At 60.7% G+C, this 24,735-nt stretch carries 28 protein-coding genes and 1 tRNA gene; 18 read left to right on the plus strand and 11 right to left on the minus strand.

Annotation, left to right across the window (positions count from 1 at the left end):
- Position 1 precedes the first annotated feature (1 nt).
- From GR198_RS19760 to pncB, 6 genes are all read left to right on the plus strand, one after another.
- Entirely contained in the window at positions 2-1,090 is a 1,089-nt protein-coding gene (locus GR198_RS19760) for a microcin C ABC transporter permease YejB (RefSeq protein ID WP_164026516.1), read from the plus strand.
- Positions 1,090-2,238, plus strand: coding sequence for an ABC transporter permease (locus tag GR198_RS19765; RefSeq protein WP_164069444.1), 1,149 nt, complete (start codon positions 1,090-1,092; stop codon positions 2,236-2,238). The genes GR198_RS19760 and GR198_RS19765 overlap by 1 nt, the downstream gene beginning before the upstream one ends.
- Positions 2,235-3,872 carry an ABC transporter ATP-binding protein gene (locus GR198_RS19770; protein WP_164069445.1) on the plus strand — a complete coding sequence of 546 codons (1,638 nt, stop codon included), beginning with the start codon at positions 2,235-2,237 and terminating at the stop codon, positions 3,870-3,872. The genes GR198_RS19765 and GR198_RS19770 overlap by 4 nt, the downstream gene beginning before the upstream one ends.
- An 8-nt stretch (positions 3,873-3,880) precedes the next feature.
- Positions 3,881-4,840, plus strand: coding sequence for a 2-hydroxyacid dehydrogenase (locus tag GR198_RS19775; RefSeq protein WP_029873716.1), 960 nt, complete (start codon positions 3,881-3,883; stop codon positions 4,838-4,840).
- An 89-nt stretch (positions 4,841-4,929) separates the two neighbouring features.
- Positions 4,930-5,277 (plus strand): hypothetical protein, encoded by a 348-nt coding sequence (locus GR198_RS19780; RefSeq protein ID WP_029873715.1) that lies wholly within the window; start codon positions 4,930-4,932, stop codon positions 5,275-5,277.
- A 187-nt stretch (positions 5,278-5,464) separates the two neighbouring features.
- Positions 5,465-6,769, plus strand: a complete 1,305-nt coding sequence (gene pncB / locus GR198_RS19785; protein ID WP_003544452.1) for a nicotinate phosphoribosyltransferase — start codon at positions 5,465-5,467, stop codon at positions 6,767-6,769.
- On the opposite strand, the gene GR198_RS19790 is transcribed toward pncB, so the two are convergent.
- The 3 genes from GR198_RS19790 to GR198_RS19800 all read right to left on the minus strand — a co-directional run bounded on the left by GR198_RS19790 (position 6,751) and on the right by GR198_RS19800 (position 8,417).
- Positions 6,751-6,990, minus strand: coding sequence for a CrpP-related protein (locus GR198_RS19790; protein ID WP_164069446.1), 240 nt, complete (start codon positions 6,988-6,990; stop codon positions 6,751-6,753). The genes pncB and GR198_RS19790 overlap by 19 nt on opposite strands.
- A 431-nt stretch (positions 6,991-7,421) precedes the next feature.
- Positions 7,422-7,631, minus strand: a complete 210-nt coding sequence (locus tag GR198_RS19795; RefSeq protein WP_003555857.1) for a KTSC domain-containing protein — start codon at positions 7,629-7,631, stop codon at positions 7,422-7,424.
- Between the two features lie 165 nt (positions 7,632-7,796).
- Positions 7,797-8,417, minus strand: a complete 621-nt coding sequence (locus GR198_RS19800; protein ID WP_164069447.1) for an RBBP9/YdeN family alpha/beta hydrolase — start codon at positions 8,415-8,417, stop codon at positions 7,797-7,799.
- A gap of 41 nt (positions 8,418-8,458) precedes the next feature.
- On the opposite strand from GR198_RS19800, the gene GR198_RS19805 reads away from it, so the two are divergent.
- Positions 8,459-8,935 carry an Lrp/AsnC family transcriptional regulator gene (locus GR198_RS19805; RefSeq protein WP_062943089.1) on the plus strand — a complete coding sequence of 159 codons (477 nt, stop codon included), beginning with the start codon at positions 8,459-8,461 and terminating at the stop codon, positions 8,933-8,935.
- A 99-nt stretch (positions 8,936-9,034) separates the two neighbouring features.
- Here the strand turns inward: GR198_RS19805 and GR198_RS19810 are convergent.
- Positions 9,035-9,124, minus strand: a tRNA-Ser gene (locus GR198_RS19810).
- A 228-nt stretch (positions 9,125-9,352) separates the two neighbouring features.
- Between GR198_RS19810 and GR198_RS19815 the strand changes: the two genes are divergently transcribed.
- From GR198_RS19815 to deoA, 9 genes are all read left to right on the plus strand, one after another.
- Positions 9,353-9,670, plus strand: coding sequence for a hypothetical protein (locus tag GR198_RS19815; protein ID WP_164026524.1), 318 nt, complete (start codon positions 9,353-9,355; stop codon positions 9,668-9,670).
- Positions 9,671-9,965: 295 nt separating this feature from the next.
- Entirely contained in the window at positions 9,966-10,958 is a 993-nt protein-coding gene (locus GR198_RS19820) for a BMP family lipoprotein (RefSeq protein ID WP_164026525.1), read from the plus strand.
- An 88-nt stretch (positions 10,959-11,046) separates the two neighbouring features.
- A complete protein-coding gene (locus tag GR198_RS19825) occupies positions 11,047-12,558 on the plus strand; it encodes an ABC transporter ATP-binding protein (RefSeq protein WP_094086967.1) in 1,512 nt (503 codons plus the stop codon).
- 7 nt (positions 12,559-12,565) lie between these two features.
- Positions 12,566-13,669 (plus strand): ABC transporter permease, encoded by a 1,104-nt coding sequence (locus GR198_RS19830; RefSeq protein ID WP_164069448.1) that lies wholly within the window; start codon positions 12,566-12,568, stop codon positions 13,667-13,669.
- Positions 13,670-13,679: 10 nt separating this feature from the next.
- Positions 13,680-14,651 carry an ABC transporter permease gene (locus tag GR198_RS19835; protein WP_138388476.1) on the plus strand — a complete coding sequence of 324 codons (972 nt, stop codon included), beginning with the start codon at positions 13,680-13,682 and terminating at the stop codon, positions 14,649-14,651.
- Position 14,652: 1 nt separating this feature from the next.
- The gene (locus tag GR198_RS19840) at positions 14,653-15,042 is read left to right on the plus strand and encodes a cytidine deaminase (protein ID WP_164069449.1); all 390 of its coding nucleotides are present in this window, start codon (positions 14,653-14,655) and stop codon (positions 15,040-15,042) included.
- On the plus strand, positions 15,039-15,839 hold the full coding sequence (locus GR198_RS19845; RefSeq protein WP_028740640.1) for a purine-nucleoside phosphorylase: 801 nt from the start codon (positions 15,039-15,041) through the stop codon (positions 15,837-15,839). Before GR198_RS19840 ends, GR198_RS19845 begins: the two co-directional genes overlap by 4 nt.
- A gap of 114 nt (positions 15,840-15,953) precedes the next feature.
- Positions 15,954-16,730, plus strand: coding sequence for a deoxyribose-phosphate aldolase (gene deoC / locus GR198_RS19850; protein ID WP_164069450.1), 777 nt, complete (start codon positions 15,954-15,956; stop codon positions 16,728-16,730).
- A gap of 1 nt (position 16,731) precedes the next feature.
- On the plus strand, positions 16,732-18,039 hold the full coding sequence (gene deoA / locus GR198_RS19855; protein WP_029873707.1) for a thymidine phosphorylase: 1,308 nt from the start codon (positions 16,732-16,734) through the stop codon (positions 18,037-18,039).
- 6 nt (positions 18,040-18,045) lie between these two features.
- Here the strand turns inward: deoA and GR198_RS19860 are convergent, their stop codons facing one another.
- From GR198_RS19860 to GR198_RS19890, 7 genes are all read right to left on the minus strand, one after another.
- Positions 18,046-18,615 carry a TIGR02281 family clan AA aspartic protease gene (locus GR198_RS19860; protein WP_029873706.1) on the minus strand — a complete coding sequence of 190 codons (570 nt, stop codon included), beginning with the start codon at positions 18,613-18,615 and terminating at the stop codon, positions 18,046-18,048.
- 125 nt (positions 18,616-18,740) lie between these two features.
- Positions 18,741-19,370: a uracil phosphoribosyltransferase gene (gene upp / locus GR198_RS19865; protein ID WP_003544477.1), complete on the minus strand. Its 630-nt coding sequence runs from the start codon at positions 19,368-19,370 to the stop codon at positions 18,741-18,743.
- A 93-nt stretch (positions 19,371-19,463) separates the two neighbouring features.
- Positions 19,464-20,432: an adenosine deaminase gene (locus GR198_RS19870; RefSeq protein WP_029873705.1), complete on the minus strand. Its 969-nt coding sequence runs from the start codon at positions 20,430-20,432 to the stop codon at positions 19,464-19,466.
- Complete coding sequence (locus GR198_RS19875; protein ID WP_164026531.1) at positions 20,429-21,649, minus strand: phosphopentomutase; 1,221 nt, start codon at positions 21,647-21,649, stop codon at positions 20,429-20,431. The genes GR198_RS19870 and GR198_RS19875 overlap by 4 nt, the downstream gene beginning before the upstream one ends.
- Positions 21,650-21,761: 112 nt before the next feature.
- Complete coding sequence (locus GR198_RS19880) at positions 21,762-22,343, minus strand: TadE/TadG family type IV pilus assembly protein (protein WP_164069451.1); 582 nt, start codon at positions 22,341-22,343, stop codon at positions 21,762-21,764.
- Positions 22,343-22,978 (minus strand): TadE/TadG family type IV pilus assembly protein, encoded by a 636-nt coding sequence (locus GR198_RS19885; protein ID WP_029873702.1) that lies wholly within the window; start codon positions 22,976-22,978, stop codon positions 22,343-22,345. Before GR198_RS19885 ends, GR198_RS19880 begins: the two co-directional genes overlap by 1 nt.
- A gap of 115 nt (positions 22,979-23,093) precedes the next feature.
- Positions 23,094-23,504, minus strand: a complete 411-nt coding sequence (locus GR198_RS19890) for a pilus assembly protein N-terminal domain-containing protein (RefSeq protein WP_017966539.1) — start codon at positions 23,502-23,504, stop codon at positions 23,094-23,096.
- Between the two features lie 380 nt (positions 23,505-23,884).
- Between GR198_RS19890 and GR198_RS19895 the strand changes: the two genes are divergently transcribed.
- Complete coding sequence (locus tag GR198_RS19895) at positions 23,885-24,070, plus strand: Flp family type IVb pilin (protein ID WP_029873701.1); 186 nt, start codon at positions 23,885-23,887, stop codon at positions 24,068-24,070.
- 116 nt (positions 24,071-24,186) lie between these two features.
- Positions 24,187-24,699, plus strand: a complete 513-nt coding sequence (locus tag GR198_RS19900) for an A24 family peptidase (RefSeq protein WP_029873700.1) — start codon at positions 24,187-24,189, stop codon at positions 24,697-24,699.
- Positions 24,700-24,735: the final 36 nt, after the last annotated feature.

Consider the following 24,735-nt stretch of genomic DNA (forward strand, 5'->3'; position numbering starts at 1 on the left):
GATGGGCGCCTATGTCATTCGCCGCCTGCTTCTGATGATCCCGACCATCGTCGGCATCATGGCGATTTCCTTCATCGTCATTCAATTCGCACCGGGTGGCCCGGTCGAGCAGGTGATCGCCCAGCTGACCGGCCAGGCCGATGGCGCCGATCAGCGCCTGTCCGGTGGCGGTGACCTGATGGGTGACGGAGGAGGGGACGAAGGCTCCAGATATCGCGGCGCCCAAGGGCTCGATCCGGAACTGATTGCCAAGCTCGAAAAGCAGTTCGGCTTCGACAAGCCGCCGCTGACCCGTTTTGGCGAGATGATGTGGAATTACATCCGCTTCGATTTCGGCGAAAGCTTCTTCCGCAACACCTCCGTGCTCGAACTCATCAAGGAAAAGCTGCCGGTGTCGATCTCGCTCGGCATCTGGATCCTGATCTTCTCCTACGCCATCTCCATCCCGCTCGGCATCCGCAAGGCGGTCAAGGACGGATCGACCTTCGACGTCTGGACGTCGGGCGTCATCGTCGTCGGCTACGCCGTGCCGAGCTTCCTCTTCGGCATTCTTCTGATTGTGCTTTTCGCCGGCGGCTCCTTCTACGACTGGTTTCCGTTGCGCGGCCTGGTCTCCGACAATTTCGACCAGCTTGCCTGGTGGCAGAAGCCGCTCGACTATTTCTGGCACCTGACCTTGCCGCTGATCTCGCTTTCCCTGTCCGCCTTCGCGACGACGACGCTTTTGACCAAGAATTCCTTCATCGAGGAGATCAAGAAGCAATATGTCGTCACCGCCCGCGCCAAGGGCCTGAACCAGCGGCAGGTGCTCTATGGCCATGTCTTCCGCAACGCTATGCTGATCATCATTGCCGGTTTTCCCGGCGCCTTCATTTCCGCTTTCTTCACCGGCTCGCTGCTGATCGAAAACATCTTCTCGCTGGATGGCCTCGGCCGTCTCGGCTATCTCTCGGTCATCAACCGGGATTACCCGATCGTCTTCGCCACGCTCTACATCTTCTCGCTGCTCGGCCTCGTCGTCAGCCTGGTTTCCGACCTGATCTACACCTGGATCGATCCGCGCATCGATTTCGAGCGGAGGGATGTCTGATGGACGCCGCCGCAAATCCCGCTGTCACGACGCCGGTCAAGCCGCCGCGCAAGGGCCTGCTCTCGCCGACCAACATCCGCCGCTGGCAGAATTTCCGGGCGAACGGCCGCGGTTACTGGTCGCTGTGGCTGTTCATGGTCTTGTTTATCCTCAGCCTGTTTGCCGAGTTCCTCGCCAACGACCGGCCGATCATCGCCTCGTACAAGGGCGAGGTGCTGTTTCCCGTCCTCATCGACTATCCCGAGGAAAAGTTCGGCGGCTTCCTGGCCGAAACCGATTATCGGTCTTCGGTCATTGCCGACGAGATCAATGCCAATGGCTGGATGATCTGGCCGCCGATCCGCTATTCCTACCGCTCGGTCAATTCCAACATTCCGCATTCGGCCCCCACCGCTCCCTTCTGGCTGATGACGAAGGAGGAGCGCTGCGCAGGCTACCCGCAGGGGGTGAACGATCCGGATTGCACCCTCGGCAATCTGAACTGGCTCGGCACTGACGACCAGGCGCGCGACGTGCTGGCGCGCGTCATCTACGGCTTCCGCATATCGGTGCTCTTCGGCCTGGTGCTGACCATCTGCTCGGCGGTCATCGGCGTGACGGCGGGTGCGGTGCAGGGCTATTTCGGCGGCTGGACCGATCTGCTGTTGCAGCGCTTCATCGAGATCTGGTCGTCGATGCCGGTGCTCTACATCCTGCTGATCATCGCCGCACTCCTGCCGCCCGGCTTTTTCGTCCTGCTCGGCATCATGCTGCTCTTCTCCTGGGTAGGCTTCGTCGGCATCGTGCGCGCCGAATTCCTGCGCGCCCGCAATTTCGAATATGTCCGCGCCGCCCGCGCGCTCGGCGTCAACAATCGCACCATCATGTGGCGCCACCTGCTGCCGAACGCCATGGTCGCGACGTTGACCTTCCTGCCCTTCATCCTGTCCGGCTCGATCACGACACTGACCTCGCTCGATTTCCTCGGCTTCGGCATGCCGCCGGGCTCCCCCTCGCTCGGCGAGATGATCGCCCAGGGCAAGACCAATCTGCAGGCGCCGTGGCTCGGGCTGACGGCCTTCTTCGCCATGTCGATCATGCTTTCCCTGCTGATCTTCATCGGCGAAGCCGTGCGCGATGCCTTCGATCCGAGGAAGACGTTTCAATGAGTGACATGACAGAACCGCTCCTTTCCGTCCGCGATCTCTCGGTTGCCTTTCATCAGGGCGGCGAAACCTCGCTCGCCGTCGATCACATTTCTTTCGATATCGCCAAAGGCGAGGTCGTGGCGCTCGTCGGCGAATCCGGCTCCGGCAAGTCGGTCTCGGCCAACTCGATCCTGCGGCTTTTGCCTTACCCCTCCGCAAGCCATCCCTCCGGCGAAATCCTGTTCAAGGGCAAGGACCTCCTGAAGGCGTCGGAGCGGGCGCTGCGGGAAGTGCGCGGCAACGACATCACCATGATCTTCCAGGAGCCGATGACCTCGCTCAATCCGCTTCATACGATCGAGAAGCAGATCGCCGAGATCCTGGCCCTGCACCAGGGCCTTACCGGCCAGCCGGCGCGTGAGCGCGTGCTGGAATTGCTGAACCAGGTCGGCATCCGCGAGCCGGAGAAACGGTTGAAGGCCTATCCGCACGAACTGTCAGGCGGCCAGCGCCAGCGCGTCATGATCGCCATGGCGCTCGCCAACCGGCCGGAACTGCTGATCGCCGACGAGCCGACCACCGCCCTCGATGTCACTGTGCAGGCGCAGATCCTCGAATTGCTCCGGCAGTTGAAGGCCGTCCACGGCATGTCGTTGCTGTTCATCACCCATGATCTCGGCATCGTCCGCAAATTCGCCGATCGCGTCTGCGTCATGACCAAGGGCAGGATCGTCGAAACCGGCACTGTCGAAGAGGTCTTCGCCAATCCGAAGCATGACTATACCCGCCATCTTCTCGCCTCCGAGCCGCGCGGCGAGCCGCCGCTGGCCGATCCGTCGAAACCGATGGTGATGGAAGGTTCGGACATCCGCGTCTGGTTCCCGATCAAATCAGGGCTGATGCGCCGCGTCGTCGATCATGTGAAGGCGGTCGACGGCATCGATCTTTCGCTGCGCGCCGGCCAGACCCTCGGCGTCGTCGGCGAGTCCGGCTCGGGCAAGACCACGCTCGGCCTGGCGCTCACCCGGCTGATTTCCTCGGAAGGGCGGATCGCCTTCGTCGGCAAGGACATAGCCGGCTATTCATTCAATGAGATGCGGCCTCTGCGCAACCAGTTGCAGGTCGTCTTCCAGGATCCCTATGGATCGCTCAGCCCGCGCATGTCGGTCGGCGATATCGTCGCGGAAGGGCTGAAGGTGCATGAGCGCTCCCTGACATCAGAAGAACGCGACCAGCGCGTCTGCTGGGCGCTGGAGGAGGTGGGTCTCGATCCCCTGACCCGCTGGCGTTATCCGCACGAATTCTCCGGCGGCCAGCGCCAGCGCATCGCCATCGCCCGGGCCATGGTGCTGAAACCGCGCTTCGTCATGCTCGACGAGCCGACCTCCGCGCTCGACATGAGCGTCCAGGCGCAGGTGGTCGATCTCCTGCGCGATCTGCAGAAGAAGCACGATCTCGCCTATCTCTTCATCAGCCACGACCTGAAGGTGGTGAAGGCGCTCGCCAACGACGTCATCGTCATGCGTTTCGGCAAGGTGGTGGAACAGGGTCCGTCAGCCGACATCTTCCGCGCGCCGAAGGACGATTACACCCGAGCACTGATGGCCGCCGCTTTCAACATCGAGGCGGTGCCGACACCTGCCGTACAGCAATAAAGAAAATCATGCCCGCAAGCTCTCCCGTTCTCGTCGACATCAAGTTCAATCCCGAAGGCGTCGCCCGCGTGCTGAAGACCGCCTTCGCCGACCGCGGCAGCATCAATCTCGCCGATCCGGCCAATCGGTCACGCGATCTCCGCGAGGTCGAATACGCGCTTCTCTGGAAGCCGGATGCCGATCTCTTCAAACGGGCGCCGAACCTGAAAGTGATCTTCTCCGGCGGCGCCGGCGTCGACCACATCATCGGCATGGCCGGCCTGCCCGAGATCCCGATCGTCCGCTTTGTCGACCGCAGCCTGACGACGCGCATGAGCGAATGGGTGGTCATGCAATGCCTGATGCATCTGCGCGGGCAATACACCCATGACAGCCATCAGCGGCAGCGTGAGTGGGCCAAGCTGATCGCGCCGGAGGCGGCAGAAGTGACGGTCGGCGTCATGGGCCTTGGCATTCTCGGGCAGGATGCAGTCGCCAAGCTGAAAGTGATGGGGTTCAACGTCATCGGCTGGTCGCGCACCCGTAAGCAGATCGAGGGCATCGAAACCTTCGATGCCCTCGAGTTGGATAATTTCCTCGCCAGGACCGACATCCTCGTCGGCCTGCTGCCGCTGACGCCTGAAACAGCAGGCTTCTATGACGCCGGGCTGTTTGCGAAGCTGCGCCGCAACGGCGCGCTCGGGCAGCCGGTCTTCATCAATGCCGGCCGCGGCAAGAGCCAGGTCGAGGCCGATATCGTTTCTGCCATCCGTGACGGCACCCTCGGCGGCGCTTCCCTCGATGTCTTCGAGACGGAGCCGCTTGCATCAGACAACCCGTTGTGGGACTTGCAGAACGTGTTCCTCACGCCGCACGATGCAGCCGTCTCCGAAGAAAACGCGCTGTTCCGTCATGTCGAGACACAGATCGCCCGTTTCGAGCGTGGCGAGCCGCTGCAATTCATGGTCGACCGCGCCGCCGGCTATTGAGCTTTCGGAACCTTCCAGACTGCCACCCGTTTCCTCCGCGGAAATTCTTCGCGGCCGGATCGGCCGGGTTAAGACAGCGGAAGGAGACGATGATGGCCCATCAGACGGAAACACGCTGGGAAAAGTCCGACGGCAAGCTTCACAAGGAGGAGCTGATCCCGCCCGTGAAGGCAAGGCAGGGACGCACGGGTTATCGCATCCTGACGGTGCTGATCGTCGCGTTGGTGCTTGCCTTCGTGGTTTGGATACCGGTCGAGATTTGGGGCAACCGCGAGGCGAACGAGGTGGCACCGCAGCAGCCAGGCCAGCAGCTTCAGTCGCAGCAGCCTGCTCCGGCCCCCGCGCCGGCGCTGCAGAATGGTACTGCCGTTCCGACCGAAACGCCGAACACCACGCCGGCCGCTCCGAATGTGGCGCCCGCAACGCCGGCCCAATAATCGTGAGCAAAACCATGTTCACGTCCCGTCGCGACACTGCGGCGGGACGTTTATTGTTTTGTCTGGACTTTGTCTGCTGATTTTTCGATAAGAAGGCGCACGAGCCGGTTTTGTGCGCCGGCCGGGAACTTGGCAGTACCCAGGAATTTGGCAGCACCTGACCGGAGTGGACAGGGGCGGGAGTTTGATGGCCAGGACCGATATCGCAAGACGCGTCTACAATCACGCTTGGAAACTCGATCCGATCATCCGCAGTCTGATCGATACCGACTTCTACAAGCTTTTGATGCTGCAGATGATCTGGAAGCTTTATCCGGACGTGAACGCTTCCTTCACCCTCATCAACCGCACCAAGCGGGTGCGTCTGGCCGAGGAGCTCGACGAAGGTGAGTTGCGCGAGCAGCTCGATCATGCCCGTACGCTGAGACTTTCCAAAAAGGAAATGATCTGGCTTGCCGGTAACAGCTTCTATGGTCGCGCGCAGATCTTCGAACCGGAATTCCTTGCCTGGCTTTCCAATTTCCAGCTTCCCGAATACGAGCTGTCGAAGAAGGACGGCCAGTATGTGCTGGATTTCCACGGATCGTGGAAGGAAACCACCATGTGGGAAATCCCGGCGCTCGCCATCGTCAACGAGCTGCGCTCGCGCTCGGCGATGAAGGCGCTCGGTCCCTTCACCCTCGATGTGCTCTATGCTCGCGCCAAGGCGAAGATGTGGTCGAAGGTCGAACGGCTGAAGGAACTGCCGGGCCTGCGTATCTCCGATTTTGGCACCCGCCGCCGCCACAGTTTCCTCTGGCAGCGCTGGTGCGTCGAGGCGCTGAAGGAAGGCATCGGCCCGGCCTTTGCCGGTACCAGCAACGTATTGCTGGCGATGGATTCCGATCTCGAGGCCGTCGGCACCAATGCTCACGAGCTGCCGATGGTGGCCGCCGCCCTTGCCGAAACCGACGAGCAGCTCCGCAACGCGCCCTACAAGATCCTGCGCGACTGGAACAAGCTTTATGGCGGCAACCTTCTCATCGTGCTGCCGGACGCCTTCGGCACCGCCGCCTTTCTGCGCGACGCGCCGGAATGGGTCGCCGACTGGACCGGTTTCCGCCCGGACAGTGCCCCGCCGATCGAAGGCGGCGAGAAGATCATCGACTGGTGGAAGAAGATGGGCCGCGATCCGCGCCAGAAGCTGTTGATCTTCTCAGACGGCCTCGATGTCGACGCCATCATCGATACCTACCGGCATTTCGAAGGCCGCGTGCGCATGAGCTTTGGCTGGGGCACGAACCTGACGAATGATTTTTCCGGCTGCGCGCCGATCGAGATCTCCGGCCTCAACCCGATCTCCGTCGTCTGCAAGGTCAGCGACGCCAACGGCCGTCCAGCGGTGAAGCTCTCCGACAACCCGCAGAAGGCGACCGGCGACCCGGCCGAGGTCGAACGCTACCTGAAATTCTTCGGCGCCGAGGACAGGATCGATCAGACCGTTCTGGTGTAGGTCTGGGTCAATGTGCCGCCATCCCGGGGCATATTGACCTGCCCCGCCATCGCATCCTCGATCGACCAACCGAAGCGCCAGGCGTCGAACATCGAGTACCATTCCTGAAAATCGGTGATCGGCAGGATATCCGGCTTCGACATCGGATTGTCGGCTAGGCTGCGGCCACGGGCACGGTCCCGTGCGCCACGCTCCTGCATCTCAAGCAGATTTTCGAACATCGTTACCCCCGGTCTTTATCCCGATTATGCAATCATTCTAATAAAGCGTTGTCGAGTCCGGATGCGGCAATTCGGGTTTTTCACAGGATTAGCCCCAATTCGCTAGTTGAGGGGATGATGAGGTCGCAGCCGTTCCGGGTCATTTCATCAGACAAGCAGAGCATGGCTGCGTCCGAGAGCCGCCCATGCCTTTCACCATCACGGTCCACTAGCACCCATGACGGGGAGGCTCGGCTTCCTGGCTGGGGTCCGCCGCCGAGCCTCCCGGCTGGCCGACCTTGAACAAGCCGGCAGCGCCGACACGTTGCCGCTTTCCGCCAGCGGCGATCCAACCCGGATGGTATCGAGGACTAACAGCCGGTTAATATCCACCGGCCTCGTCCCGATCTCGCACAATCCCGCAATGCGAGCGGTGGTATCCGCTCGGGTTTTCAGGCTGCCAATCTGCGAAACCGGGTTCTGATCCGGTCGAGATAATAATGGCCGGGAGACGGCGCCACCGTCATCGCATGCGCTTCCGAGGAGGGAACGCCTTCGAACAGACGTTCCTCGCCATTCTTGAAACAAATCCTGAGCCGTCCGTCTTCCTGGCTGAAATAGACGGATTTGATGATCTTCGACTTTACCGAAAGTTCTTCCACCTGTTTTACCTCTGTTTTTGATTTTGGCAGACGGTAAACCCAAACGTGCAAAGACGCGGTGAAGCCGCATGGTAAAAAATCAGGAATCTTTGGGCGCTTTAAACCTCGCCGCGCGGGCCGGAGCGACGGGTTCGATGAGCCTCGATCGTGAACTCGAAAACAAGATCAAGCCCGATCAGATTTTGCCAATCCGGCGGAAAACGCCGTTAGCAAGGCCTTTCCCTGGCCCCAGTCCTCAAGGCCGCTTTTCCCGTTGATATGGCCGAAAGGACCGATGGCGACAAGACCGCTGCCCCACAGATCAGCTCGCGCATGGGCATGGTCGAGCGTGCCGAAGGGATCATCGGCGCTTGCGATGATCAGAGTGGGGAAGCGCATCTTTTTCGATGGCGGATCGGCGAATCCGGCCGCCTCCTCAGGGAATGACGCGGACTGCGGATCCGGGACCGCCACAAGAAATGCTCCGGCAACGGCAAGCGAAGAAACCTGCTGCCAATGAGCGACCAGCAGACAGGCAAGGCTATGGGCGACCAGCAGGGGAGGAGTTGCCGATGCGCCGACGGCGCGCTCCAGGGCTGAAATCCAGTCTGCCAGGTCGGGTTTTTCCCAATCGGCTGGTTGAAAACGTTGCATTTCCGGGTTCGACCTTTCCCAGCGTGTTTGCCAATGAGCCTCGCCCGAACCGCCAATCCCCGGCAATATGATGATGTCCTTCATGTGTTTTCCTCTGATCATCCGCGCAGTTGAAAATGATGCATTTTCATTTGCTTCGGAATGAATGATCATCGGAAAACCACGTCCCTCTCCGATGATTTCAAGGTGATCCCATGGCTTTTCAGGAAAACAATCGGGTGCTGCTCGATCCAACCGATATCGCCATTATCGAAGCGATGCAGGAAAATGGACGCATTGCGATTTCCGAACTCGGTCGGCGGGTCGGGCTCTCTCAGCCGGCAGCATCGGAACGGGTCAAGCGGCTGGAAGACCGCGGCATCATTGTCGGTTACGCCGCCCGTATCGACCCCACCGCTTTGGGAATTGGAATGACGGCTGTGCTTCGCTTGCGCACGACGCATGAGCATATCAAACCCTGTCTGAAACAGTTCGCGGAGATGCCGCAAGTCATGGAAGTATTGCGCCTCACCGGAGAGGACTGTTTTCTTTTGAAAGTGTTGGTTCCGTCGCCGGGAGAGCTGGAAACGATCGTTGACACGATCGCGCGTTTTGGGGCCGTGACGACATCTCTGGTGTTGCGCAGCGAGAATCCGAAGCCGATTGGACGCGCCCTGCTGCAGCGCCCTTGAGAATATGCGGACGACCAGCTTGTTCTATCGAAGCGTGCGCCAATACGCTTCCGCGTCCCGCTCTCGATACGGTTTGAATCAATATTGAGAATGAGGGTATGGCGGACAGGGTGGGATTCGAACCCACGGTACGCTTTCACGTACACACGCGTTCCAGGCGTGCGCCTTAAACCACTCGGCCACCTGTCCTTTTTTGGCGTTCGCGCCTAGGGTAGGAGCAAATCGTCGGAACGGCGCGATATATACCGATGAATTTTTGCCGATCAACCGAAATCTAACAGTTTTTTGACTTCTTCCGATAAAACTCGCCTCGGCCCATCCATTGTGCTTCACCTCATCGACGACTATGTAATTCTCTAGGTGGAGAATGGCGCGGCCGGCCGGAATTGTCCGGCATATCGAGCGTCGGAGGAATTGATGCGTTTCCTGTTGCGTCTGGCGAGTCTTGTCGCGCTTGCGGCGGCCGTGATTGCCGGGACCATCGATTCGATCCAATCGGTTGCGGCGTCCTCCGTGGTGATGACGCCGATCTCCGATGCTTGGCAGGACGTGAGCCCGGCAACGCTGACGTCGCTGCAATCCTCCCTTTCCTATTATATCCACCCGCGTTTCTACACGCTCATCTTCCAGTGGCTGATGCTCCAGCCGGCCTTTGCCGTTTTCCTGGTGATCGCGCTGCTTCTGTGGATGATCGGCTACAAGAAGCCGCCGGTGGCGGGTCGCTTCACCGCATAAAAAACGCAGTTAATCCGGTTGGCTGTCACCCCTCTGCTGCGTCGGCATTTGCCGCCGGATTGGCTAGAAAATCCGCATTCTGATGGAGAGAATGTCCAAAAATCAGCCCCGAAGAGCTGATTTTCGGCAATCGCTGCAAATCTTTACCAGCTGAAAAATTTCTGGTGAATTTTTCCGTGAGCCATGCAAGGATGCACGCAGCCAGGCCTCCGGGGGGAGGTCGGTGGTTCCGCAGACATGCCCAAAAAGGGCTTGCGGGAGGACCCCTAACGAATAGCAACAACAGGGCTGCACAATGAAAAAATCCCTTCTCACTCTCTTTGCCGTGGCTGCCATGTCGACGACGGCGCTTGCCGCCGATGTCAAGCCGGCGCTGGTTTACGGCACCGGCGGGAAGTTCGATAAGTCCTTCAACGAGGCGGCCTATAACGGCGCCGAGAAGTTCAAGACCGAGACCGGCATTGCCTATCGCGACTTCGAGCCGACGGGCGACACCCAGGGCGAACAGGCCATCCGTAACTTCGCAAGCCGCGGTTTCAATCCGGTGGTTGCCGTTTCCTTCGCCTGGACCTCGGCCATCGAGAAGGTTGCAGCCGAATTCCCGGACACCAAATTCATCATCGTTGACTCCGTCGTCGACAAGCCGAACGTCCGCTCGGTTGTCTACAAGGAAGAAGAAGGCTCCTACCTCGTCGGCGTTCTCGCCGGCATGGCCTCCAAGACCGGCAAGGTCGGCTTCGTCGGTGGCATGGACATTCCGCTGATCCGCAAGTTCGAATGCGGCTACGAGCAGGGCGCCCGCTCCGTCAAGGCCGATATCGAAGTGTTCCAGAACATGACCGGCACCACGGGCGCTGCCTGGAACGACCCGGTCCGCGGCGGCGAACTGGCCAAGAACCAGATCGACCAGGGCGCTGACGTCGTTTATGCGGCAGCCGGTGCCACCGGTCTCGGCGTTCTGCAGACGGCCGCCGACAACAAGAAGCTGTCGATTGGCGTCGACTCCAACCAGAACCATCTGCATCCGGGCTCGGTCCTGACCTCGATGGTCAAGCGCGTCGACCTCGCCGTCTACAATGCCTACAACGACACCAAGAACGACAAGTTCACCGCTGGCGTCCAGGCGCTCGGCGTCAAGGAAGACGGTGTTGGCGCCGCGATCGACGACAACAACAAGTCGCTGATCACACCGGAAATGCAGGCTGCCGTCGACAAGGCCAAGGCCGACATCATCGCGGGAACCGTCAAGGTTCACGATTACACCTCGGACAACGCTTGCCCGAAGTGATCCGCGCCCGAATGTGATCGACGATTGAGATCGGGCGTATGGCGGAGGGGATTTTCGCCATACGCCCTTTTCTTATTTGGAGTCTGCAGTGACAGATAAGCCCGCTATCGAGCTTGTCGGCATCGACAAGAAGTTCGGTGCCGTCCACGCCAACAAGGACATCAACCTCACCGTTGCCAAGGGGACGATCCACGGCATCATCGGCGAAAACGGAGCCGGCAAATCGACCTTGATGTCGATCATTTATGGTTTCTACCATGCCGATAGCGGCGAGATCCGCGTCAACGGTAATCCCGTCACCATCCGCGACAGCCAGGCGGCGATCGCCACCGGCATCGGCATGGTGCACCAGCACTTCATGCTGGTCGACAATTTCACGGTGCTCGAGAACATCATGCTTGGCGCCGAAGGCGGCATGCTGCTGGCGAGGGGCGTCGCATCGGCCCGTGCCGAGCTCAAGCGGCTGGAAACGGAATATGGCCTGGAGGTCGATCCCGACGCGCTGATTGAAGAGCTCCCGGTCGGCCTGCAGCAGCGTGTCGAGATCCTGAAAGCCATGTATCGCGGCGCCGAGATCCTGATCCTCGACGAGCCCACCGGCGTGTTGACGCCGGCAGAGGCCGATCATCTCTTCCGTATCCTCAAGGTGCTGCGCGATCAGGGCAAGACGATCATCCTCATCACCCACAAGCTGCGCGAGATCATGGCGATCACCGATACGGTCTCGGTCATGCGCCGCGGCGAAATGGTCGCGACCCGCAAGACGGCGGAGACGACGGTGGAGGAGCTCGCCGAGCTGATGGTTGGCCGCCGCGTGCTGCTGCGCGTGCAGAAGGGCGAGGCGAACCCTGGGGCCGCCGTGCTGTCCGTCCGCAACCTGACGGTCAAGGACAATCGTGGCGTCACCATGGTCGACAACGTCTCCTTCGACGTGCGCGCTGGTGAGATCGTCGGCATCGCCGGTGTCGCCGGTAATGGCCAGTCCGAATTGCTAGAGGCGATTGCCGGCATCCGCAAGCCGACCTCCGGCGAAATCCTTCTCGACGGCCAGACGATCGACAAGGCCGATCCCGCCCGCCTGCGTGATCTCGGCCTCGCTCATATTCCCGAGGATCGTCACCATATGGGCCTGGTGCTGAAATTCGAGGAATATGAAAATTCCGTGCTCGGCTATCATCGCCACCCGGCCTACAGCAAAGGCCCGCTGCTCGATCTCGAAGCAATCCGCAAGGATGCGATGGAGAAGATCGAGAAATACGACATCCGCCCGCCGAACCCGCGGCTGAAGACGGCGAATTTCTCCGGCGGCAACCAGCAGAAGATCGTCGTTGCTCGTGAGATCGAACGCGATCCGAAGATGCTGATCATCGGCCAGCCGACACGCGGCGTCGATATCGGCGCTATCGAATTCATCCACCGCCGGATCATCGAAATGCGCGACGCGGGCAAGGCGATCCTGCTCGTCTCCGTCGAACTCGATGAAATCCGCTCCCTTTCAGACCGTATCCTTGTCATGTTTGCCGGCCATGTCGTCGGCGAGAAGACGCCCGATGCCGGTGAACAGACCCTCGGCCTGATGATGGCCGGCATTGCCGCATGAGGCCTTTATGAGCACTGCTTCCGTTCCGCTGCCAAACTGGATCAACTACGGCCTCATCCCGATTTTGAACCTCGTCGTCGCCTTCCTGATCTCCGGCTTCGTCGTCTGGCTGATCGGTGAAAGCCCGCTCGATGCGCTGTCGCTGCTGATCGAGGGTGCGCTCGGCAATGGCGAATTCATCGGCTTCACGCTGTTCTACGCGACGAGCTTCATCTTCACCGGCCTTTCCGTCGCGGTGGCAATCCATGCCGGTCTCTTCAATATCGGCTCCGAAGGCCAGGCCTACATGGGTGGCCTCGGCTGTGCTTTGGTGGCGCTTTCGCTCGATAATTACGTGCCATGGTATGTGACGATGCCGGTTGCGGTGGTCGGCGCTGCACTCTTCGGCGCGGTTGCCGCCTTCATTCCGGCATGGCTTCAGGCGAAGCGCGGCAGCCATATCGTCATCACGACGATCATGTTCAACTACATCATCGCCTCGCTGATGAATTACCTGCTGGTGCACGTATTGATCGTACCCGGCAAAATGGCGCCGGAAACACGCACATTCCTCGAGGGTGGGCAGTTGCCGAAGCTAACATGGCTGATGGAGATATTCGGGACAAAGCTGGGTGCTGCCCCGTTGAATGTCTCTTTCATCATTGCGCTGGTTATGTGCTACGTCGTCTGGCTGTTAATCTGGCGCACGAAACTTGGCTTCGAGATGCGCACGCTGGGTGTCAGCCCGACAGCTGCTTCATATGCCGGTATTCCGTACGTACGAATCGTGATGATCGCGATGATGCTCTCCGGCGCGCTGGCCGGCATGATGGCGCTGAATCCGGTTATGGGCGCCTCCGCCCGCCTGCAGGTGGGATTCGTCGGCGGCGCCGGCTTCGTCGGCATCGCCGTATCGCTGATGGGCCGCAATCATCCGCTTGGCATCATCCTTGCGTCAATCCTCTTCGGCATCCTCTATCAGGGCGGCGACTGGATCTCCTTCGAAATGCCGAATATCACCCGTGAGATGATCCTCGTCATCCAGGGTCTGGTAATCCTCTTTGCCGGCGCTCTGGAATACATGTTCCGGCCGGCAATGGTGCGCCTCTATCAACAGTTAAAGCGAGCCTGAGGAGCGGACGATGGATTATTATGACATCTTCATCAGCGTTCTAGCCTCCACGATTCGCCTGTCGATCCCGCTGATTTTCACCGCCCTTGCCGGTCTGTTTTCGGAACGCGCCGGTATCTTCGATATCGGCCTCGAGGGTAAGATGCTGGGCTCGGCCTTTGCCGCCGCCTGCGTTGCCTACCTCACCGATTCAGCCTGGCTCGGACTTGGTGCCGGCATCCTGTGCTCGGTGGCGCTGAGCCTGGTGCATGGCTTTGCCTCGATCACCAACCGCGGCAACCAGATTGTGTCAGGTGTGGCGATCAATTTCTTCATCGCCGGCATCACCATCGTGCTCGGCCAGGCCTGGTTCGGCCAGGGCGGGCGCACGCCGCAGCTGGCGCCGGATTCGCGCTTTGCGCCGATCATCCTGCCGGGCGCCGATGCCGCCCGCGACATACCGATCATCGGCCCGCTTTATGCCAATGTCATATCCGGCAACAATATCCTCACCTACCTCGCCTTTCTCGCCGTGCCGTTTTCCTGGTGGGTGCTTTACCGCACACGCTTCGGCCTGCGGCTGCGCGCCGTCGGCGAAAACCCGGGAGCGGTCGATACGGCAGGTATTTCTGTTGCCTGGCTGCGTTACCGCGCCGTCATGTGTGCCGGCATTCTCTGCGGCTTTGCCGGCACCTATCTGGCAATCGCCCAGTCCGCCGCCTTCATCAAGGACATGTCGGCCGGTAAGGGCTACATCGCGCTCGCCGCTCTCGTCTTTGCCAAGTGGAAGCCGGTGCCCGTCATGTTTGCCTGCCTGCTCTTCGGCTTCCTCGATGCGCTGGCAAATTTCATGCAGGGAAAGCAGGTGCCGCTGATCGGCGAAGTGCCGGTTCAGGTCTTCCAGGCGCTGCCCTATGTCCTGACCTGCGTCCTGCTTGCCGGCTTCATCGGCGTCGCGACCCCGCCGAAAGCCGGCGGCGTGCCCTATACGAAGGAGCGTTGATATGTCTCACGATCTGTTCGAAGCCGCCCGCGGTGCTATGGCCTTTGCCCATGCGCCCTATTCGAAATTCCCGGTTGGCGCCGCGATCCGCGCCGAGGACGGTAAGGTCTATACCGGAGCCAACATCGAAAACCTCTCCTTTCCGCAAGGATGGTGCGCCGAGCCGACGGCGATCGGCGCCATGATCATGGGCGGCGCGAAGAAGATCGTCGAAATGGCCGTTATTGCCGAAAAGCTGCCGCTCTGCCCGCCCTGCGGCGGCTGCCGCCAGAAGATCTCCGAATTCGCCTCCAAGGAGACGAAGATCTACCTCTGCGATGAGGCAGGCGTGAAGAAGACCATGACGCTGGAAGAGCTTCTTCCCTTCAGTTTTGAGACCGAACTCGGATGAAGGCGACCGTCAACCTGCTTGCCGCATTGCTCGGCGGCATCAAGCCGCGCCATGGTATCGTGCTCGGCTCCGGTCTCGGCTCTCTCGTCGGTGAGCTGGACGGCGCCGTTCGTGTTCCCTATCGCGACCTGCCGGGCTTTCCCGTCAGTGCCGTCTCCGGCCATGCAGGCGAAGTCGTCGCCGGCCGCCTCGGCGGCGTGCCTGTCGTCATGCTCTCCGGCCGCGTACATTATTACGAGAAGGGCGATGCCAACGCCATGCGCCTGCCGATCGAGGTGCTGAAGGCGCTCGGCGTCGAAGCGCTGATCCTGACCAATTCGGCCGGATCGTTGCGTGACGACATGCCGCCCGGTTCGGTAATGCAGATCACCGATCACATCAACTATTCCGGCATGAACCCGCTGATCGGCGAGGAAAGCGATCACCGTTTCGTCGGCATGACCAATGCCTATGATGCGGGCCTTGCCGCGGCGATGCAGAGGGCAGCGGCAAAGCTTGAAATCGAGCTGGCGCAAGGTGTCTATATGTGGTTCTCCGGTCCAAGCTTCGAAACGCCGGCCGAAATCCGCATGGCGCGCATCCTCGGTGCAGATGCCGTCGGCATGTCGACGGTGCCCGAGGTCATCATCGCAAGAATGCTGGGCCTGAGGGTTGCAGCTGCCTCCGTTATCACCAACTATGGGGCAGGCATGACCGGCAATGAGCTCAGCCATGAAGAAACCAAGGATATGGCGCCCATCGGCGGCGCCCGTCTCGCCGCCATATTGAAAGATATGATTGCGGCTGGAACAGGATGATTTTAGGCCCGGTCGGCCTAAAATCTGAATCCTGTTCTACATGATATAGTTAGAGCATGATGTCGTCCGAAAACCGCTCACACTTTTCGGCATCATGCTCTAGAGGAAGCGAAGATGAATAGCCATTCCAACCGGGAGACGGCGGCTGTCGCCCTTTCTCTTCTCGATCTCACCAATTTGAGGGACGATTGCACCGAGGCGCAAATCGACGCGCTCTGCGCCCGTGCGCAGACGCCCTACGGCACCAGCGCTGCGATCTGCATCTGGCCGCGGTTCGTCGCTCAGGCCCGCAATATGCTTGGCACTGCGCACGCCGTGCGGATCGCGACCGTCGTCAACCTCCCTTCCGGCGATATGGAAGTGGCCGATGTCGCTGCCGAAGCACGCGAGGCGATTGCCGATGGCGCCGATGAGATCGATCTGGTCATCCCCTACCGCAAGCTGCTCGCCGGCAATGAGAAGGCGGTGACCGACATGGTCAAGGCCGTGCGCGCCGAATGCGCCGGCCCCGTCCTGCTGAAGGTCATCATCGAGACTGGCGAACTGAAGGATGCCGCATTGATCCGCCGTGCCTCCGAACTCGCCATCGAAGCCGGCGCCGATTTCATCAAGACCTCGACCGGCAAGGTCGCCGTCAATGCGACGCTTGAAGCCGCCGATATCATGATCCGCGCTATCCGCGAGAGCGGCCGCAAGGTCGGCTTCAAGCCGTCAGGCGGCATCGGCTCGGTGGCCGATGCCGCGCTCTATCTGAGCCTTGCCGAAACCATCATGACACCGGACTGGGCGATGCCGTCGACGTTCCGCTTCGGCGCTTCCGACCTGCTCGACGATATCCTGGCGGTTCTGAGCGGAACACAGTCGGCACCGGCTACGGCGTCGAGCTATTGAAATGATTCCGCAGGAGATCATCCGACGTAAGCGCGATGGCGACGAACTCAACGCCGCCGAGATCAGCTCCTTCATCGCGGCGCTCGCTGCCGGCCAATTGTCGGAAGGCCAGATCGGCGCATTCGCCATGGCCGTCTGGTTCAAGGGCATGTCGCGGGCCGAAATCGTTGCCCTGACGCTGGCGATGGCCGATTCCGGCGACAGACTGCAATGGGCCGATATCGATCGCCCGATCGCCGACAAACATTCGACCGGCGGCGTTGGCGACAATGTTTCGCTGATGCTGGCGCCGATCGCCGCTGCCTGCGGCCTTGCCGTTCCGATGATCTCCGGGCGCGGCCTTGGCCACACCGGCGGCACGCTGGATAAGCTCGAATCCATTCCCGGCTATATGATCACCCCGGATGCGGATCTGTTCCACAGGGTCGTGAAGGAGGCGGGATGCGCCATCATCGGCCAGACCGGCACCTTGGCGCCCGCCGACGGCAGGCTCTATGCCGTGCGCGACGTGACCGCCACCGTCGATTCCATTCCCCTGATCACCGCCTCTATCCTCTCGAAGAAACTTGCGGCGGGGCTCGAGACGCTGGTGCTCGACGTCAAGGTCGGCAACGGCGCCTTCATGGCGGACCGCGGCCAGGCGGAGATCCTGGCGCAGTCGCTGGTCGAGGTGGCCAATGGCGCCGGCGTGAAGACCTCGGCCCTGATCACCGACATGAACCAGCCGCTTGCCGATAGTGCCGGCAATGCCGTCGAGATGCGCAACTGCCTGGATTTCCTGGTGGGCAGAAAGGCGGACACGCGGCTCGAGACTGTCGTTCTCGCCTTCGCCGCCGAGATGCTGGTGAAATCCGGCGTTGCCGCTTCCTCTGATGAAGCCGAGAGGATGGCGCGTCAGGCCCTGTCATCGGGAAAGGCGGCAGAGGTCTTCGCGCGCATGGTATCCATGCTCGGCGGCCCGGCCGATCTCATCGAAAACCCCGACCGATACCTGGCCAGGGCGCCGGTCGCAAAGCCTGTTCCGGCCGCCCGGTCCGGCTGGCTTGGCGCCTGCGATGCGCGCGGTATCGGGGTCAGTGTCATCGATCTCGGCGGCGGAAGACGCCATCCGGCGGACCGGATCGATCATCGCGTCGGCTTCTCCGAACTCCTGCCGCTCGGCACCCGCGTCAATGCCGGCGAACCGATCGCGCTGGTTCATGCCGCCGACGACGCAGCGGCGGAGAGAGCAGTTGCGGCACTTGCCGCGCACTACCGCATCACAGAGGAGAGGCCGGAGCTGACACCGGTGATTGCGGGCCTGCTCTGACGCGGTTTACTGCTTGAGGCTGAGCGAACCGTCGGCGACGGAATAGGAGGCGAGCTTCTGCAGGAAACTCATGCCGACCAGCGTCGTCGTCAGCGCATCGTCCTTCAGGACGAAGGCTTCGACCTCACGCACGCGAATACCGCCGATCTCGACGCGGTCGAGCGTCACATGCGCGGCCTTCGTCTGGCCGTTCGCCGTGTTCACCCCATAGCGGAAATCGAGCTGGTTGGCGGTAAAGCCCAGCCGGCGGGCGAGCGTCTCGTTGAGCGCCACATAGGTGGCGCCGGTATCGATCAGGCCCTGCACCGGCTTGCCGTTGATCTTGAAGCTGCCGGTATAGTGGCCCTGCGCATCGGCCTGCAGGCGGATCGCACTGCTGCCGTAGACGGGCTCCGGTGCGACCGGCTGCTCGGTTTCGGTCGATACGTAATTGGCGGAGAGAGTTTCAGCGGGCTGCTGGCTGGTGGTTCCGAAGAAGGAAGGCACCTGTGTGGCGAGCACCGCGGCGATGCTGGCGAATAGAACGGTACGCACGAGCATGAAACAGAAATCCTTCCTGTATAAACCCGGCTTCATGCAGGGCCTCATCCTCCAAGCTTGCTAAACCTCAAGTGCTGATAAGTTGCTAATATCGACAACAAAAGGCCCGGAATGAACCTCCGGGCCGTGAAGTCTTTCGATTTGGTAAAGGAAGATTGAAATTACTTGGTGCCGTACATGCGGTCGCCGGCATCGCCGAGGCCGGGCATGATATAGCCCTTCTCGTTGAGATGACTGTCGATCGATGCGGTGAAGACCGGAACATCGGGATGCGCGGCGCGGAAGTTGCGGATGCCTTCCGGGGCGGCAAGCAGGCAGAGGAAGCGGATATTGTGAGCGCCGCGTTCCTTGAGCTTGTCGATCGCCGCGATCGAGGAATTGCCGGTCGCAAGCATCGGGTCGACGACGATGATCAGCCGCTCGGCCACGTCTTCCGGCGCCTTGAAGTAATATTCGACCGGCTGCAGCGTCTCGTGGTCGCGGTAGACGCCGATATGCGAGACGCGGGCGGACGGCACGAGATCGAGCATGCCTTCGAGCAGCCCGTTGCCGGCGCGCAGGATCGAGGCGAAGACCAGCTTCTTGCCCTCGAGGATCGGCGATTCCATCGTCTGCAGCGGCGTCTCGATCGTTTCCATCGTCAGTTCGAGATCGCGGGTCACCTCGTAGCAGAGCAGCGTCGAGATTTCGCGCAGCAAGCGCCGGAAACTTCCCGTCGATGTCTCCTTGCGCCGCATGATGGTGAGCTTGTGCTGCACAAGCGGATGATCGATGACTGTGACGCCGTCCATGGGGAAGCCTTTCATTCTTTCTATCGAATGTTTCTTTCACGGAAATCGGCCCGACCGCAAGAGTGGTGGTCAATCTTCCCCAGCCTCTCGCCCTCAAATCCGGGCAAGCAGGGCCTTGCGCGTCTCTTCGTCCACGAAGGCTGCCTCGACCGCCGTGCGCGTCGTGGCATCGATCTCCGCGTCGCTGAAGCCGAAAGCCGTAGCGGCAAGTTCGTATTCCCGCTTGAGCGAAGTATGGAAGAAAGGCGGATCGTCCGAGCTGATGGTCACCCGGATGCCTGCTTCCTTCAGCCGGCGCAACGGATGGGACGCGAAATCGGGAAAGACGCCAAGCGCGATATTGGAGCCTGGGCAGATCTCCAGCACGGTGCCGAGATCGGCAAGCCGCTTCACCAGATCGAGATCCTCGATGGCGCGCACCCCATGGCCGATGCGCGAGGGGCGCACCGCATCGAGCGCGTCGGCGACGCTGAAGGCGCCGCAGACCTCCCCGGCATGGATGGTGAGCCCGAGGCCGGCATCGCGGGCGATATCGAAGGCGCGGGCATAATCGGCGACACGGCCCATGCGTTCTTCGCCGGCAAGGTTGAAGCCGGTAATCAAAGGATTGCCGGCCTTTGCCGCATATTCGGCAGCACCGATCACGCTCTCCGGACCGAAATGCCGCTCGCCGGTGACGATCAGCCGGGCTTCGATGCCGCTCTTTTCCCTGGCCCGCCGGATGCCTTCGCAGATACCGGATATATAGGCGTCGGCGCCAAGCCCGATGCGCTTGCCGTGGTCGGGCGAAACGATGAGCTCGCTGTAGATCGTATCGACGCCGGCGAGTTCGTCGAGATAGGTTTCGGTCAGAAGCGCATAGTCCTCCTCGGTTTTGTAGACCTCGGAAACCTTGTCGTAACATTCGAGGAAGCTTGCGAAATCATGCCAGACATAGGCGCCGTCGCGAAGCTGTGCGCTGATGTCGACGCCATATTTCCGTGCCTGCGCCGCGGTCAGCGCTGGCGGTGCCGCACCCTCCAGATGGCAGTGCAGTTCGACCTTCTTCAAATGCGATGTCACAGAAAACTCCTTCCGTGCGGGCCGGCCGGGATGCCGAGATGCCGGGCGATGCTCTCGCCGATATCGGCATAGCTGCGGCGCACGCCGATCGAACGAGACCGGATGCCGGGGCCATAAGCGATGACAGGCGCGCGCTCGCGCGTATGGTCGGTGCCGCGCCAGGTCGGATCGCAGCCGTGATCGGCGGTGAGCACGACGAGATCGCCGGGCTTCAGTTTCTTGTGGACTTCGGGCAAGCGCGCATCGAAGGCTTCGAGTGCCGCGGCATAACCCGGCACGTCGCGGCGATGACCGTAGATCATGTCGAAATCGACGAAATTGGTGAAAACGAGATCGCCGTCCTCAGCCTCATCGATCGCCGAGAGCGACGCATCCATCAGCGCCTCGTTGCCATTCGCCTTGATGACCCTGGAAATGCCCTGATGCGCGAAGATGTCGCCGATCTTTCCCACAGCATGCACATGCCGGCCGTGCTCGATCAGCCGATCGAGCAGCGTCGGCTCCGGCGGCAGCACGGAGAAGTCACGCCGGTTTCCGGTGCGCTGGAAAGTAGAGGCGGACTGGCCGATAAAGGGCCGGGCGATGACGCGGCCGATATTGTAGGGATCGAGCAGCCCCCGGGCCAAACGGCAGAAGGCGAGCAGACGATCGAGGCCGAAATGTACCTCATGCGCCGCGACCTGGAAGACCGAATCCGAGGAGGTGTAGCAGATCGGCTTGCCGGTGCGGATATGGTCCTCGCCGAGCTGGGTGATGATCTCCGTTCCCGAGGCATGGCAGTTGCCGAGAATGCCGGGCACGTCAGCCTCCCTGCACAGCGCCTCGATGAATTCCTGAGGAAAGGCGTCGCCCTCCGTCGGGAAATAACCCCAATCGAAACTGACAGGTGTTCCCGCGATCTCCCAATGGCCCGACGGCGTGTCCTTGCCGCGGGAGATTTCGGTGGCGGCGCCATAAATGCCGTAGACCTTTTCCGGGACGGGCATGCCGGCCGGAAACCGGCCCGACGCCGATCGCGCGATGTGCATCAGTCCGAGTTCCGACATGTTGGGCAGGGAAAGCGGCCCTTCGCGCAATCCGGCGCGGTCTGCGGCTCCGGCTGCGCAGAACTCGGCGATATGGCCGAGCGTATCGGCGCCCTCGTCGCCATAAGCCGCCGCATCCGGCGCTCCGCCAACGCCGAAGGAATCCAGAACAAAAAGAAAGGCACGCGCCATTTTACACCCGAGAGAGCCGATCGCCGGCCTCTGGAATGTCGGAGGCGGCTGAGATCCAGCCATATAATGCTGCGGCCGGCTTGGCAAATTCGAGAAGAGTAGGCGGCGGCCGTCAGCAGTCGCCGCAGGGGATCGAGTCGCCTTGCCGCTGGCGGTAGAAATAACTGCGGCTGATGGTGATCGTGCGCATGCCGTCAGGCATGAAGTTCGGGGCGAACAGGAACATCGTATAGGGGATGCTGAGCTCGGTACGGACCAGGAAACTGTTCGCCGTCTTCATATCCGCTGGCACGTTGGTCACCGAGGTGTTCTTGGCATAGGGCACCGTACCGGCCTTCGCCCAGGACCAGAGCACCTTCGCATTGGCGCCGGCATCGATGGTGATCCCGGTGATCTTCAGCGTCAGCGACGTGGAGTTGTAGGGCACGAAGATCGCCGTTGCGACCGACGGCATCTGCGCGAGCGCGCTCTTCGTGACGGATTGCTGCTGGGTGACGAGGTCGGCCACCGTTCCTGCGGCGCGTGTCACGCGCTTGCTGACGCTGAGGCCGACCGTGATCTCGAAAGCGCCGATATAGAGCATGACGAGCACGGGAAAGAGGATCGCGAATTCGATCGCTCCGGCGCCCTTGCGGTCGCGGCCCAGCCGCCGCATCGTCAGGACCAGTCTGGTGAACGGGTTGCGCAACGCCATTATGGATACTGCTCGTTCTGGAAGGCCGCGGTCCCGACGATCAGATATTGCCTCGGCATCGAAGCGTCGGAGGGACGTATCGTGGTGATGTAAGGCCGGACCAGATCCGCGGTGATTTCCCAGCGATAGTAAGCGCGCAGCATGTTGATCGTGCCGGCGCCGCCCGGCGCATATTTGAAGGCAGCCGGGTTGATGTCGGCATATTTGTCGGTGGAAACCTTGGGGATCGTCGTCGGAATGGCCGAGAAGGTGCTGAACGTCTGCACATCCAGGTAGAGCTTGCTCGGCGTGGCGACTTCGGTCGCCGAGCAGCGGATCAGGATCGAGACCTCATCGCAGAAAGCCTGGCGGAATTGCGCCTGGTTCATATCGGTCGTGCGGCCGAGATTATAGGTAATCTGCCCGGTTCGCATCCGGCGGCTCATCGTATCGACGGCATTGGAGACGAGTTCCTCGGCGGCGAAGGCGACGAAAGTTTCGAGGATTGCGAAAATCACCAGGAAATAGGGAATGGCGAGCAGCGCGAATTCGATCGCCGCAGCACCCTCGCGCGAGCGGGCGAGAGCGCGAAACCGTAAGAAACGGAACGGCGCAAAAGCGCGCCCCTTATCCGTCTTCTGATCAATTACCGTCATTGCCTGGACCCGAGCGACATTTTCCAGTCGTCAGACTAAGGTCCGTTCGTTGATTTTCCGTTTCAACCTGACACGACGATTTTAACGAATGGTCGAGAAAGCTCCGAGATGGTGCTCAGGGTGAGGCGGTCGCGGTGGCCGCTTGCTGCGCATGCTGCTCGCAATTCGGTGTGCAGGACAGCACGGAGCGCTCGGTCTGCCGGTAGACACGCACCGTATTGCCCTCGTCGATCGACACCAGGATGCGCTCGTCGAGGATCGCATTGCCGTCGGCATCGAGAAGCACCAGATTGGTAGTGCCGAAGCTGCGGCCTGTCAGCACGATGGTCTTGGCGTCGGCGACCGTCGCATCGGCGACCTTGGCATTGCCGACGATCACCTTGCTGACGGGGCGATCGAGCTTCAGCACGCGCGCGTGATCCATGTAGACGCGCAGCATGTCATCGTCTGCGGCCGCGGAAACTCCCGAAACACCGAAAGCGGCGATCATGCCGGCAAAGAAAATGGTTTTGCCGCTTGATGACATTTGGTCCTCTTTCACGATCACAGCGCAATATGCGCATAGAATGGAAAAAAATGGTGAACGAAGCCTTAAGCCCGCCGCTCTGTTCCAGGATGAAGCGTAATGATCCGATTTGGTACGGCTTCAGGGCGGCTCGCGCCCCGGTTGGAAGCAGAATATGTGCTATTTTCGGATGAATGCAGCGGTTATCCCAGGAATATCGTTAAATATTGAGCGAAGTGCGTAAGAAAATACTGACTCTACAGGGGCATGTTGTCTCGTTCACATGTCGTTAACGCTTTTCCTTAAGCCGATGGAAACGGCCATTCGCTAGGTTGCAGTCATCCGATCAACGGCAAACAGTTGGCGGACGTGCTGAACATCAACTGGAGTTAGGAGTTACCATGACCAAGCTTTTTAGCCGTTTTCTGAAGGACGAATCCGGCGCGACCGCAATCGAATACGGCCTCATCGCCGCCCTCATTTCCGTAGCGCTCGTGACCGGCGCAACCACGCTCGGTGGCAAGCTCAACAGCACGTTCACCACGCTGGGTACCAAGCTGGACGACGCTGTCACCCCGAAGCCGTAACTACTGGGGCGCAGCTCTGGTTTAGAAATGAATTAGGCTCACGAGCGAACGCCGTGAGCCTGTTCGTCTTGGGCAGATGAGACTCGAGGCAGACTAGTATCGAAGCAGGTGAGAAGATGATCGTAGCCGCAATCCTTCTGGTTTTTCCGCTCTGCCTTGCTTTTGCGGCCATATCCGATCTGTTGACGATGACGATCCCGAATAGGGTATCGTTGATCATGGTGATTTCATTCGCCGTGTTGGCGCCATTGAGCGGGGTGGCTCTTCCGGCAATCGGAATGCATGCGCTGGGCGCCGCCATCGTGTTCGGCATTTGCTTTGCCCTGTTTGCGCTCAATGTGATGGGCGGTGGAGATGCGAAACTTTTGAGCGCGGCTGCGCTCTGGTTCGGTTGCGAGCCTGCTCTGCTGACTTTTCTGGCCTATGTCAGTGCCATCGGCGGCTTGGTCACGTTGGCGATCCTGTTGATCCGGTCACAGTCAAATACGATATTGGCCATCGGCCTTCCCATCCCCAATTCGCTGCTGCTTGCCAAGAAGGTTCCTTACGGCATCGCGATCGCGATCGGCGGTTTCATGGCCTTCCCCTCCTCGCCGCTCTTCATCGCCGCGCTGGAAAGCCTGAAATGACGGCATTTTAAATGCCCGTTAACTTAAAATGTAAGC

This window comes from Rhizobium leguminosarum, from assembly GCF_010668065.1.
GTDB classification, from domain to species: Bacteria; Pseudomonadota; Alphaproteobacteria; order Rhizobiales; family Rhizobiaceae; genus Rhizobium; species Rhizobium leguminosarum_S.

Bases quoted from the DNA above. Each gene is read 5' to 3' on its own strand.
- GR198_RS19790 (WP_164069446.1), bottom strand. From the start codon at position 6,990: ATGTTCGAAAATCTGCTTGAGATGCAGGAGCGTGGCGCACGGGACCGT.
- GR198_RS19895 (WP_029873701.1), top strand. From the start codon at position 23,885: ATGACCAAGCTTTTTAGCCGTTTTCTGAAGGACGAATCCGGCGCGACC.
- GR198_RS19830 (WP_164069448.1), top strand. From the start codon at position 12,566: ATGAGCACTGCTTCCGTTCCGCTGCCAAACTGGATCAACTACGGCCTC.
- GR198_RS19805 (WP_062943089.1), top strand. From the start codon at position 8,459: ATGGCTTTTCAGGAAAACAATCGGGTGCTGCTCGATCCAACCGATATC.
- GR198_RS19800 (WP_164069447.1), bottom strand. From the start codon at position 8,417: ATGATCATTCATTCCGAAGCAAATGAAAATGCATCATTTTCAACTGCG.
- GR198_RS19770 (WP_164069445.1), top strand. From the start codon at position 2,235: ATGAGTGACATGACAGAACCGCTCCTTTCCGTCCGCGATCTCTCGGTT.
- GR198_RS19780 (WP_029873715.1), top strand. From the start codon at position 4,930: ATGATGGCCCATCAGACGGAAACACGCTGGGAAAAGTCCGACGGCAAG.
- upp (WP_003544477.1), bottom strand. From the start codon at position 19,370: ATGGACGGCGTCACAGTCATCGATCATCCGCTTGTGCAGCACAAGCTC.
- GR198_RS19875 (WP_164026531.1), bottom strand. From the start codon at position 21,649: ATGGCGCGTGCCTTTCTTTTTGTTCTGGATTCCTTCGGCGTTGGCGGA.
- deoA (WP_029873707.1), top strand. From the start codon at position 16,732: ATGATTCCGCAGGAGATCATCCGACGTAAGCGCGATGGCGACGAACTC.
- GR198_RS19760 (WP_164026516.1), top strand. From the start codon at position 2: ATGGGCGCCTATGTCATTCGCCGCCTGCTTCTGATGATCCCGACCATC.
- GR198_RS19860 (WP_029873706.1), bottom strand. From the start codon at position 18,615: ATGAAGCCGGGTTTATACAGGAAGGATTTCTGTTTCATGCTCGTGCGT.
- deoC (WP_164069450.1), top strand. From the start codon at position 15,954: ATGAATAGCCATTCCAACCGGGAGACGGCGGCTGTCGCCCTTTCTCTT.
- pncB (WP_003544452.1), top strand. From the start codon at position 5,465: ATGGCCAGGACCGATATCGCAAGACGCGTCTACAATCACGCTTGGAAA.
- GR198_RS19890 (WP_017966539.1), bottom strand. From the start codon at position 23,504: ATGTCATCAAGCGGCAAAACCATTTTCTTTGCCGGCATGATCGCCGCT.
- GR198_RS19900 (WP_029873700.1), top strand. From the start codon at position 24,187: ATGATCGTAGCCGCAATCCTTCTGGTTTTTCCGCTCTGCCTTGCTTTT.
- GR198_RS19775 (WP_029873716.1), top strand. From the start codon at position 3,881: ATGCCCGCAAGCTCTCCCGTTCTCGTCGACATCAAGTTCAATCCCGAA.
- GR198_RS19885 (WP_029873702.1), bottom strand. From the start codon at position 22,978: ATGACGGTAATTGATCAGAAGACGGATAAGGGGCGCGCTTTTGCGCCG.
- GR198_RS19845 (WP_028740640.1), top strand. From the start codon at position 15,039: ATGAAGGCGACCGTCAACCTGCTTGCCGCATTGCTCGGCGGCATCAAG.
- GR198_RS19815 (WP_164026524.1), top strand. From the start codon at position 9,353: ATGCGTTTCCTGTTGCGTCTGGCGAGTCTTGTCGCGCTTGCGGCGGCC.
- GR198_RS19880 (WP_164069451.1), bottom strand. From the start codon at position 22,343: ATGGCGTTGCGCAACCCGTTCACCAGACTGGTCCTGACGATGCGGCGG.
- GR198_RS19835 (WP_138388476.1), top strand. From the start codon at position 13,680: ATGGATTATTATGACATCTTCATCAGCGTTCTAGCCTCCACGATTCGC.
- GR198_RS19820 (WP_164026525.1), top strand. From the start codon at position 9,966: ATGAAAAAATCCCTTCTCACTCTCTTTGCCGTGGCTGCCATGTCGACG.
- GR198_RS19765 (WP_164069444.1), top strand. From the start codon at position 1,090: ATGGACGCCGCCGCAAATCCCGCTGTCACGACGCCGGTCAAGCCGCCG.
- GR198_RS19840 (WP_164069449.1), top strand. From the start codon at position 14,653: ATGTCTCACGATCTGTTCGAAGCCGCCCGCGGTGCTATGGCCTTTGCC.